This window comes from Cytophagales bacterium (genome assembly GCA_019456305.1).
GTDB lineage: Bacteria > Bacteroidota > Bacteroidia > Cytophagales > VRUD01 > VRUD01.
This window is the reverse complement of record VRUD01000108.1, coordinates 1-11410: the sequence shown is the minus strand read 5'-3', so window position 1 is coordinate 11410 and position 11410 is coordinate 1. Positions and strand designations below refer to the sequence as shown.

Annotated in this window: 10 protein-coding genes; 5 read left to right on the top strand and 5 right to left on the bottom strand. The window is 37.0% G+C overall.

The features are described from left to right. Positions 1 to 103 precede the first annotated feature (103 nt). Positions 104 to 1279: a UDP-N-acetylglucosamine--N-acetylmuramyl-(pentapeptide) pyrophosphoryl-undecaprenol N-acetylglucosamine transferase gene (locus tag FVQ77_16230; GenBank protein ID MBW8051850.1), complete on the bottom strand. Its 1176-nt coding sequence runs from the start codon at positions 1277 to 1279 to the stop codon at positions 104 to 106. A gap of 111 nt (positions 1280 to 1390) precedes the next feature. Here FVQ77_16230 and FVQ77_16225 point away from each other — a divergent pair, with 111 nt between their 5' ends. Further along, positions 1391 to 4420, top strand: a complete 3030-nt coding sequence (locus tag FVQ77_16225) for a hypothetical protein (GenBank protein MBW8051849.1) — start codon at positions 1391 to 1393, stop codon at positions 4418 to 4420. Between the two features lie 190 nt (positions 4421 to 4610). Further along, on the top strand, positions 4611 to 4823 hold the full coding sequence (locus FVQ77_16220; protein ID MBW8051848.1) for a hypothetical protein: 213 nt from the start codon (positions 4611 to 4613) through the stop codon (positions 4821 to 4823). Positions 4824 to 4877: 54 nt separating this feature from the next. On the opposite strand, the gene FVQ77_16215 is transcribed toward FVQ77_16220, so the two are convergent. The 3 genes from FVQ77_16215 to FVQ77_16205 form a co-directional block, all read right to left on the bottom strand. Then, positions 4878 to 5633: a hypothetical protein gene (locus FVQ77_16215; GenBank protein ID MBW8051847.1), complete on the bottom strand. Its 756-nt coding sequence runs from the start codon at positions 5631 to 5633 to the stop codon at positions 4878 to 4880. Positions 5634 to 5760: 127 nt separating this feature from the next. Next, a complete protein-coding gene (locus tag FVQ77_16210) occupies positions 5761 to 6228 on the bottom strand; it encodes a hypothetical protein (GenBank protein MBW8051846.1) in 468 nt (155 codons plus the stop codon). Positions 6229 to 6310: 82 nt separating this feature from the next. Then, complete coding sequence (locus FVQ77_16205) at positions 6311 to 9115, bottom strand: leucine--tRNA ligase (GenBank protein MBW8051845.1); 2805 nt, start codon at positions 9113 to 9115, stop codon at positions 6311 to 6313. A 95-nt stretch (positions 9116 to 9210) separates the two neighbouring features. Here FVQ77_16205 and FVQ77_16200 point away from each other — a divergent pair, with 95 nt between their 5' ends. The 3 genes from FVQ77_16200 (at position 9211) to FVQ77_16190 (ending at position 11035) form a co-directional block, all read left to right on the top strand. Continuing rightward, complete coding sequence (locus FVQ77_16200) at positions 9211 to 9669, top strand: hypothetical protein (protein MBW8051844.1); 459 nt, start codon at positions 9211 to 9213, stop codon at positions 9667 to 9669. A gap of 201 nt (positions 9670 to 9870) precedes the next feature. Then, on the top strand, positions 9871 to 10329 hold the full coding sequence (locus FVQ77_16195; protein MBW8051843.1) for an RNA methyltransferase: 459 nt from the start codon (positions 9871 to 9873) through the stop codon (positions 10327 to 10329). A 160-nt stretch (positions 10330 to 10489) separates the two neighbouring features. After that, positions 10490 to 11035 (top strand): ORF6N domain-containing protein, encoded by a 546-nt coding sequence (locus FVQ77_16190; protein ID MBW8051842.1) that lies wholly within the window; start codon positions 10490 to 10492, stop codon positions 11033 to 11035. 141 nt (positions 11036 to 11176) lie between these two features. Here the strand turns inward: FVQ77_16190 and FVQ77_16185 are convergent. Then, positions 11177 to 11410: T9SS type A sorting domain-containing protein (locus tag FVQ77_16185; GenBank protein MBW8051841.1), on the bottom strand; the 234-nt coding region annotated here is incomplete at its 5' end.

Sequence of the window (11410 nt, the reverse complement as noted above, 5' to 3'; positions counted from 1 at the left end):
GCCGACTGCCAACTTAATGTTGAAACTTTGGATTTTCATTAACGAATATTTTTGACATTATAGACAGACACTAATTACAGTCATTTCACACTCTTATGCGATTTCACCCAACCAACCCCAAAATTTCCTTAGCAATCACCTCTGTCGCTCCCGGTTTAGCCAGCTTTCCAATATTTTCTTTCAGTATGTTTTTTCTCTCTTCATCATTCAGCAACGCTAAAGCTGTATCAACCAATTTTTCTCTTGCTTCTTCATCTTTTATCAACACTGCGGCATTTTTATTTACCAAAGCCAGGGCATTTTTGGTTTGGTGGTCTTCGGCAACATTGGGCGATGGAACTAAAATGGCAGGTTTTTTTGCCAGGCATAATTCCGATAATGCGATCGCGCCTGCTCTTGAGATCACGATGTCTGATGCTGCGTATGCCAGATCCATCCTGTCAATAAATTCTAATATTCGAATACCTTCCATCTCCCCTGCCTGCACTGAAGCTCCCGTCCCGAGTAACTCGGGATCGGCAGGCAGGCATCTTCCATCTTCCCACCCTTTGAGGTGGTCACCCGTTAGGGGTGACATCTTCCATCTTTTGTACTTCCGTCCTGCTTGCCAGATAAGCTGGAAGCCTGAATTAACAATATCAGCAAGATTAAGCGCTATACTTTCATTTATAGTACGTGCACCTAAGCTTCCCCCGGTCACTAATATGGTTTTTTTATTTTCAGAAAGATCAAAATATTTTAAAGCCTCAGCCCTTTTCAGATGTACATTCATAATATCTTTTCTTACAGGGTTACCGGTTATCAATATCTTCTCTTTTAGAAAAAACTTTTCCATACCTTCATAAGCCACGCAAATCCTGTCTGCTTTTTTAGCTAACAATTTGTTTGTTAACCCTGCATAGGAATTTTGTTCAAGTATTAATATGGGTATATGAAGCTTTGCGGCCATGTACAGTATAGGGCCGCTTGCATAGCCTCCTACACCAACCACTACATCCGGTTTGAAATGCTTTAATATCTTCCTGGATTTTATCAAACTATGAAGCAGCTTAAATGGAAATGAAAGATTCTTTATAGTTAATCTTCGTTGTAACCCACTTATCCATAATCCCGTTATATTATAGCCTGCTGCAGGTACTTTTTCCATTTCCATTTTTCCCTTTCCTCCAACAAATAGTATTTCTACTGTTTTGTCAAAATATTTAAGTCCATCTGCGATCGCAATAGCAGGATAAACATGACCTCCGGTGCCGCCTCCGCTAATGATTATTTTTCCCATTTTAAAAAATTTTATAAGGCATTAAAATTAATAAAAAAAATATTGTAAATTTGCATTTGATGATCAAATTGATTTTATAACTTGAATCTAATCTTTAAAAACTTTTATACTATGAAAAAGATACTTTTAATTTTACTCGGGGTAATTGTAGTGTTGTTTGCCCTGGTCGTTACAATTCCAATCATTTATAAAGACGAAATAAAAGCCAAAATTGATGAAGAATTAGCAAAATCTATCAATGCACAGGTGTATTTTGATGCTGATAAGTTTGGTATCTCACTGCTAACTAATTTCCCTAACTTGACCCTAAAATTAGGCGATTTCGGGATCATAGGTAAAGATACCTTTGAGGGAGATACCCTCACTTCAATCAAATCTTTCCGGGTTGTAGTAGATCTGATGAGTGTAATTTCCGGAGACCAAATTAAAATTAATGGGATTTATCTTATAAACCCAAGAATATTTGCGACCGTGCTGGAAGATAGCACAGCTAGTTGGGATATATTCATTGCAGGAGAAGAAGAACTAGAGGAGAAGGAGGGAGAGGAACCTTCCGATTTTTCCATAAAAATAAAAAAATGGGAGATCAAAGACGGATATATCGTCTTTGACGACCGCACTGCTCCGATGTACGCAGAAATAGTCAACCTAAATCATACAGGCAGCGGGGACTTCACACAGGATATTTTAGACCTGGTCACAAATACTAAAATTGATGCATTGACACTTGAGCTTAACGGGGTCAAATACTTTAATAAAAATACATTAGACATTGATTTTATAATCAATATGGACATGCCAAATTCAAAATATATTTTCAAAGAAAACAAGATAAAGATCAATGACTTCTCTTTTGGATTTGATGGTTTTCTCACGATGAACGAAAAAGACATCAATATGGATATCACCTTTAAAACAAAAGAAACCCGGTTCAAAAATATTCTTTCTTTAGTTCCGGGAGTTTTTTTAGAAGGTTTTGAGGATCTGAAAACAAGTGGAAGCCTGGCTTTCAACGGATTTGCAAAAGGAACCTATAATGAAAATTCTCTGCCTGCTTTTGGGCTTAAATTAATAGTCAACGATGGTATGTTACAATACCCTGATTTGCCCACAGCCATCAACAACATTACACTGGATTTGTATGTTGATAACAAGGACGGCATACTTGATAATACGGTTATCAATATCAAGAAATTTCATATGGATATGGGTAATAATCCTGTTGACGCAAGGGTTTTGGTAGAGGGGCTTGCCGATTATAAAATTGATGCTGATGTACTGGCAAAAATAAACCTTGCCGAGCTTACTAAAATGATACCCATGGAAGGGCTTGCATTGAAAGGATTGTTTAGCCTGGATGTTAAAGCAAAAGGAATATACAGCGAAACACAAATGCCTGCTGTGACTGCTGCTATGAACCTGAAAAACGGCTATGTTAAAACCGCTGATTTCCCGTCTGCATTAGAAAAATTAAACTTTAATGCTTTCGTAAACAATCCAACCGGAAAGCTGTCCGATACAAAAATATTGGTTGAAGATTTTATGATGGAAATAGATGGAGAACCGATGCAAGCACGCATGTCTCTGAAAAACCTGGATGATCCGGCTTACGATGTAGATATTCAGGGAAGTATTGATCTTGCTAAAATTACAAAGATATTCCCGCTTGAAGATATGACCCTTTCAGGCAAGATCCTGGCAGACGTTTATACAAGAGGCAGAATGTCATATATAGAAGCCGGGCGGTATGATAAGCTATCCTCGAGCGGGTCAATCGTCATCAATGACATCAATTTTGTGAGCGCTGACCTGCCCCAGGGTTTAAAAATTACCAATTCCAAAATCGAGTTTGATCCTAAAAAGGTCACGATCAATAATTTTGACGGCTGGGTGGGTAAAAGCGATATTCACATCACCGGAAATTTTTTTAATTATATCGCCTGGATGTTTGCTGAAAATCAGACGATCAGGGGTGATATGATCTTCAACTCAAACAAATTTGATGTGAACGAGTGGATGACGGAAGAAAGTAGTAGTGGTAGTAGCAGTAACAGTAGTAGCGGTGAAGGTGAAGGTGAAGAACCCTTGACCGTTGTAGAGATTCCGGCAGATATTGATTTTACACTTCAATCTGCCATCAACGAGGTACTCTATGATAATATGACCCTGAAAAACTTTAGAGGCACAGTGCTTATCAGGGACCAAATGCTGAAGCTTATTGGTGTAACATTTGAAACTTTGGGAGGAACTTTTACAACCAACGCGACCTATGATTCCAGGGATATCAACCACCCCCGCTATGATCTTGACCTTGATATCAGCGAGATGGCCATTAAAGATGCTTATAATACATTTAGCACGGTGCGTGCTCTAGCCCCTATTGCCAAAACCATTGACGGTTATTTTTCTACAAAATTCAAAGTAAACGGGGAGTTAGCCCAGGATATGATGCCTCTTTATAATAACCTTACCGGGGGAGGTCTTATCAATGTATCAAAAGCCACATTAAAGGGCTTGAAACTCCTGGACAAAATGAATGAAGTGACCAAATTAAGTGGTACAAAAGAAATGAAATTAAAGGATGTATTGATGGAAGCCGAAATCAAAGACGGTAGGATTTTCTTTAAACCTTTTGATGTTATATCAGGCAACAATAAGATGAATATTGCGGGCAGCAACGGCATTGACGGCAGCATTGATTACCTCCTGAAAATGGATGTGCCGGGCGGTGCTGTAAGCAAAGCGCTGAACACCAGTCTCGCGTCTATTACCGGAAAAAATATCAGCAGCTCTGACAGGGTGAAATTTGACCTGAATGTTAGCGGAACTCATAATGACCCCAAAATAAAAATTGCCGGAAGCAGCGCTAAGGATCAGGTAAAAGAGGTTGTTAAAGAAACCGTTAAGCAAGAAGTAGATAAGGTAAAACAGCAAGCTGAACAAAAAGCCAAAGAAGAACTTGAAAAGAAAAGGAAAGAAGCCGAACTAAAAGCAAAAGCAGAAGCCGAAAGATTAAGGAAAGCAGCCGAGAAGAAGAAAAGAGAAGCGGAACAAAAAGCCAAAGCAGCAACTGAAAAGAAAAAGAAAGAGCTGGAGCAGAAAGCCAAAGATGAGTTGAAGAAAAAGCTGGGATGGCCGTGAAATCAGTTGGCAGCAGGCAATTTGTAGAAAGTAGCAGCAGGCAGCAGGCAAATGTACTCTTAGGAGTAATAACTTCAGATCACCAAACCCTGAAAATACCTATAACACATAAAATAGAAAAAAGATTTTTTTGTTATGGTTTTTCTTCATACCTTTACATATTTAAATAAGTTATTATTAATAAATAAAAATGTCAACAGTTACTACAGATAAGAAATTAAGCGATATAACAGTAGGAGAGCTAAAAAGCTTTATCAAAGAGGCAATCTATGAAATCATTGACCCTGATAATGGGCTTGAATTACGACCTGAAATAGAGGAAGAATTAAGAAAATCACTAAAACAAAAAAATAGAGGAGAAGGCATCTCTCTTGAGGAAGTAAAAAAGAAACTCAGGCTTTAATGTATGAAATAATTATGAATAAATAAATCAGCCCCCCCCGCGCTAATTTCTCAACTATTTTTCTTTATCAATAAAAGTGTAGCCCAATCCCAAAATAACGTGAATTGCAGTATTATAGACATCTGCGTTTCCGTCATTTATAGGGACATTAGCATAGGAAACAGAAGTTTTAATTTCGGCAGAAAGAAAAAATTTCTTTGAAAAATAGAAGTGTTTGCTAATTCCCAGATTAATGCTGGGCCCGCTAATATAATATCCCGTATTAAAAATTCCTTCATGTTCATCAAGCCTTTTTTCTCTTATCGTACTTTCAGGATGAGCCAGCACCACTCCTCCTCCTGCTCTGAAAAAGTACCCTTGATATTTCCAGCTACGATTAATGTTCAACAGATTAAATCCATGCGAGATATCGAAATTTTCCACTTCTTTCGGTTTATTCTTTAGAAACAGCTTGAGATGGATGCCCTCAAGCTCCCAGGAGGCATTTCCCGACCAACGGCTAAACCGCCACAACCAATAGAGAGGGAGGTTGGTTAGTGATTCTGAGGCATATTTTGCCTTAATTCGCAAAACCTCTTCACCCCTTTGCTTAATATTAAGACGCATTGGAACATTATATACGAGTCCACCGTAAAACAATTCAAATGTCCATTTTTCTTCTGTCCCATCAGAGTCCCCTGCGGGAGACTCTGATGAGACGGTAAATGTCCATTTTTCTTGCGCTTTGGATGGATTAACGATAGAGATAGATAAGGTGTCTTGAGCTAAGACAGGGTTAATTGTGAAATAAAAAATAACAATTTTATGCATATATCAACAATTTAGTAATATATCAAACATCCAATACCTGCCCCGACAAAGTCGGGGTCAAACATCCAAAATTCAAAATCCGAAACCACTAATTACACGAATTACACTAAAAACGCGTACTAGCTGATCAAATAAAACCTTCTATTTTTTTAAAAGAAGAAAGTCTTAAAATTCCACATCTTTTCTTCAGAATTATTCTTCGGTAATTATTATCCCATAGTATTTCTTTCTTTTTTCTTTTTCCAATTTGTAAGAATAATTTGTCTGATTCATTTAATTTTAACCTTAATAAGATCTTTTTTGGGCCAAATGTATTACATCTACGTGCAAATAAACCTAAATTATTAAGGTTTATTACTGAATCTAATACTATTGCATCATTGATAAATAATTTACATTGTGTGTTTTTAAATTTAGGATAAATACAAAATATAAAATCATTTTTTGAAACTTCATCTTTTCTAATTTCATCAACTATTCTTGGTTGATATGATTTTGCACCAAACTGATAACCAGAAACCTGACAACTGCTGATTGTAAAAATTAACATAGTAAAATATAAAATATTAAAGTTTTTCTTTTTCACCTTGCTCATTTTTAATTCCACATTAGTGAAATTCTTAATTAGTGTAATTCGTGTAATTAGTGGTTTCAAAATCAAGAATCAAGAATCCAATTCACACCACCACATTCACGATCTTCTTAGGCACTACGATCACCTTCTTAGGCGTCTTACCTTCAACCCATTTCTGTATTTTTTCAGATGCCAGCACTTCTTTTTCAATTTGTTTATTGGAAAGGCCCAGGGGAAAAGTTATTTTAGCCCGCAGTTTGCCATTTACAGACACGGGATATTCATAGCTGTCTTCTGCCAGGTATTTATCACTCCATTTTGGAAATGAAGCTTTTTGTGCATCAACATTTATGTTGATTCTCTCCCAAAGCTCTTCTGCAATATGCGGGGCAAAAGGAGAAAGAATGATCACCAGGTCTTGTAATATGGCTTTTTTGTTACACTTCAGTTCCATTAATTCATTAACACATATCATAAACGTACTCACAGAAGTATTAAAAGAATACCTCTCTATATCTTCTTCAACTTTTTTTATGGTTTTATGAATTATTTTTAATTCTTCCTTTGTCGGTTCCTCTTCAGACACAATAAAATCACCCTTATCATTATGGAATAACATCCATAATTTTTTCAGAAATTTAAGTACGCCTTCTATGCCATGGGTATTCCAGGGTTTGAACTGTTCTAACGGGCCAAGGAACATTTCATACAATCGCAAGGTATCAGCGCCATATTTTTCAATAACATCATCCGGGGTCACAATATTATGCTTGGATTTTGACATTTTTTCTATTTCTACCCCGCATATATATTTGCCATCCTCAAGGATAAATTCAGCATCTGCAAATTCCGGACGCCATTTCCTGAAAACTTTTAGGTCCAGCACATCATTTTCCAAAAAATTCACATCCACATGCAGTGCAGTAGTTTTATGTTTTTTGCGAAGATTATAGGATACGAATTTGTTAGTTCCCCTGATCCTGTAAACAAAATTTGACCGTCCCTGGATCATTCCCTGGTTGATGAGCTTTTTAGCAGGCTCATTAAAAGGAAGATAGCCCAGGTCGTGCAAAAATTTAGTCCAGAACCGGACGTACAGCAAGTGCCCCGTGGCATGTTCTGCACCGCCTATGTAAAAATCAATATTCTGCCAATAGTCCACACACTGTTTTGAAACAAATTCTTTTTCGTTACCTGCATCCATGTACCTCAAATAGTACCACGAAGATCCGGCCCAGCCAGGCATTGTACTCAATTCAAGTGGATATTTTCCTTTGTATTTCCAGTTTTTAGCCCTTCCTAAAGGAGGTTTACCCGTTTCAGTAGGTTTATATTCATCAATTTCAGGGAGTATTAGCGGTAAATCTGCGTGGTCAATAACATAAGGCATCCCATTCTTAAAATAGATGGGGAATGGTTCGCCCCAATAACGCTGACGGCTAAAAATAGCATCACGAAGCTTATAGTTTACTTTTCCCTTACCAATGCCTGCTCTTTCAGCTTTTTCTATTGTTTTCTTAATGGCCTGGTCAACATTTAAGCCATTTAGAAAATCAGAATTAATAAGCGTTCCATTGGGATCATCGTGAGAACCTTTTGTAACGTCACCTCCGGTAATAACTTCTTTAATTGGAAGTACTAAATGTTTAGCAAAGGCATAATCACGGCTGTCATGTGCGGGAACAGCCATGATGGCCCCTGTTCCGTAACCGGCTAATACATAATCTGCAACCCAGACAGGTATTTTTTCTTTAGTAAATGGGTGTATGGCATATGCACCTGTAAATTCTCCTGTGATAGTCTGCAAACTTAACCTGTCACGTTCAGGGCGGTTCTTGGCAAATTCAACATATTCCTTGACAACTTTCTTATGTTCATCCGTTGTGATCTTTTCTACCAACTCATGTTCGGGAGCTAACACCATGAAGGTAGCTCCAAAAATAGTATCAGGGCGTGTTGTGAATATCTCTACCGCAGATTTTGAATTTTCGATTTTGGATTTTGGATTTCGAATTTCGAATTTCGAATTTCGAATTTCGAATTTTAACACTGCTCCTTCCGACCTTCCAATCCAGTTCCGCTGCATCTCCTTTAAAGGCTCCGGCCAGTGAATTTTTTCCAAATCCTTCAGCAAACGCTCTGCATAAGCAGTGATCCTCAAACACCAACCTTTCATCTCTTTCCTGACAACAGGATGGCCGCCCCGTTCAGACACACCATCCTTGACTTCTTCATTTGAAAGAACGGTTCCCAATTCAGGGCACCAGTTTACCGTGGTATCTGCAAGATAAGCCAGCCTGTAGCTCAAGAGTATTTCCTGCTGCTGTTTTTCAGGCATGCTTTTCCACTCACCGGCACTAAAATTATGGTTCATATTAGAGGCCGCATTAACATTGCTTATACCTGAAGTTTCAAACTTTTTGATCAGCGTAACAATTGGTTCAGCTTTATCAGCATCATTGTTATACCAGCAATTAAATAATTGTATAAATATCCATTGCGTCCATTTGTAATACTTGGGATCGCATGTTCTTACTTCACGTGACCAATCAAAAGAAAAGCCAATTTTACATAACTGCTCTTTGTATCTTTTGATATTATTTTCGGTCGTAATAGCCGGGTGTTGACCGGTTTGTATTGCATACTGTTCAGCCGGAAGGCCAAAAGCGTCAAAACCCATTGGATGCAGCACATTAAAGCCTTTGAGTCGCTTGTAACGTGTTACGATATCGGAGGCGATATATCCCAGGGGATGCCCAACATGCAAACCTGTACCGGATGGGTAAGGGAACATATCCAGCACGTAATATTTGGGCTTATTCTTGTCAATATCTACCCGGAAATTTTGATTCTCTTTCCAGTATTGCTGCCATTTATCTTCTATTTTTTTGAAGTCGTAGTTTGCCATTTTTAATTTTTACAAAATTATTCGCTAATTAAGGTATTATTATTTTTATATTTGCGAAAAAAAGAATATGTTTGCAATTATCAAACTCTTACAAAATGAAGTTAATTTTTTATTCTAATTTAGTTTTAATTTTGGTTTTAAATACCACAGTACTGTTTTCTCAATGCAATTTTTCCAGAGTAAACCTCTATACATGTAAAAATACGCTGGGTAGTTTTAAATTTTTAAGGGCTTTTGAGTCTAATAGCAATAGATGGAACGCAGGTAAAAAACACGCTGAAATAGAATTTCCTTATATTTTTAGTAAAGACAAAGTATATAAAATGGTATTGTGCGATTCGAGCTACTGTGCTATTACTGATTTTAATATTGATTATTATGACGCTGATCAAAAATTAAGAGTAAGAATTGATAAAATAAGTAAAAAGTTTTCTTCACAATTAGTCTTTAATTGCAAGCAAACTGGCGTTTATTATGTGTACTTACGTTATGAATGTATTAACCCGGTGAAAGATTGTGAATTAATTATGCTGGGATATGAGCAACCGTTTTAGAAGACTTTGAAAAACATAAAATTTACGCCACAATCCCGAGTACTCGGGACTAAAACACAAAATCCCACTAAAGAAATTGGCAGTAGGCAGTAGGCAATATTGCCTACTGCCTACTGCCTACTGCTTTCGTGGGATTTCGTGTTTTGGTGATTTAGTGGCATTTTTTTTTAATTTTCATACGTTTTTCAAAGCCTCCTTTTAATGAAAAGAATCCACCATTCCACCGGCTTTTTCGGCATCGGCATCCTCAATTGTAAAAGAGAAACCAATCTTGGCACGCTTTGGCGCTCGGCCTTTATTTTTGGGGCATCATTTATTTTTACTATCAATAAAAAATACAAAAAACAATCATCAGACGTGCTGCAAAGCTGGTCAAAAATACCATCGTATCATTACGATTCCGTTGAGGAGTTTTACAAACATATGCCCTATAACTGCAGATTGGTTGGCGTGGAATTTGACCAGAACGCTACACCCATAAAAGATTATGAACATCCTGAAAGATGCATTTACCTGCTTGGCGCTGAAGATATAGGATTGACCAATGAAGCAAAAAATAAATGCCACGAAATGATAGTTTTGCCGGGGGAACATTGTTTAAATGTAGCTGTTTCAGGCAGTATTGTTATGTATGACCGATTGATGAAAAGTAAGAATTAGCTCTCTTAATAAAATTATTTTTACCGGATTTTATTTATAAATTTTTTTTAACTTTTTGCCAGATATTGAACAATATTCTCCTTCATTGACCTGAAAACTTGCTTTTTTTGTCTAATGCTATTTATTGTCAGTAACTTTGCCAACGAAATAAAACAAAAAAATGAGCAAAGAAATAGCCATACCACGGGAAGTAATCTTAAGCAAGATATACGAAATCAAAGGACAAAAAGTAATATTAGACAAAGACCTGGCAGAACTATATGAAGTAGAAACAAAAGTGCTGAAACAAGCAGTAAAGCGCAATATTGATATTTTTCCTGAGCATTTTATGTTTGAGTTAACCGAAGAAGAACACGAATCTTTGAGGTCACAAATTGTGACCTCAAAAAAAGGAAGGGGCGGAACTCGTTATTTACCAATGGTTTTTACTGAACATGGAATATTGCAGGTAGCACATGTTTTAAGAAGCAAAAGGGCAAGGTATATGAGTGTACGCATCACTGAAATTTTCATCAAGATGCGTGAAATTATACAGACACATCAAGAGCTTTTTACCCAAATGAGTGAAATCAGAAAAAAGGTATCGGGGCAGGAAGAACAAATTACCTTAATTTTTGAATATCTTAAACAGTTAGAGCAAGCCAAACAAGAAGAACTGGAACACAAGAGCAGAAAAAGAATAGGGTTTAAACAACAAGAAGAATAGCCCACCCATCCCCAGCCAAAAAGATCCAGCCGTTTGGCAAAATGAACTAATTGATTTTCAGGGGAATATTGTTTAAATGTAGCTGTTTCAGGCAGTATTGTTATGTATGACCGGTTGATGAAAAGTAACAATTAGCTCTTTTTAAAACTTATTCATGACCATTTTTTCCCTTCCAATTATTATCCCATCCAATTCCATAGCAATAAAATACACGCCTGTATTCAATTGTGCTGCACGCAATATTATGCTATGAGAACCTTTAAGCAGCTCATATACTTTTACCTGTTTGCCCAATATATCATAGATATAAATTCTGCCTTCATCACTTTTTTCCGGTAAATAATAGCGGATGGTTGTCTCTCCATTAGTCGGATT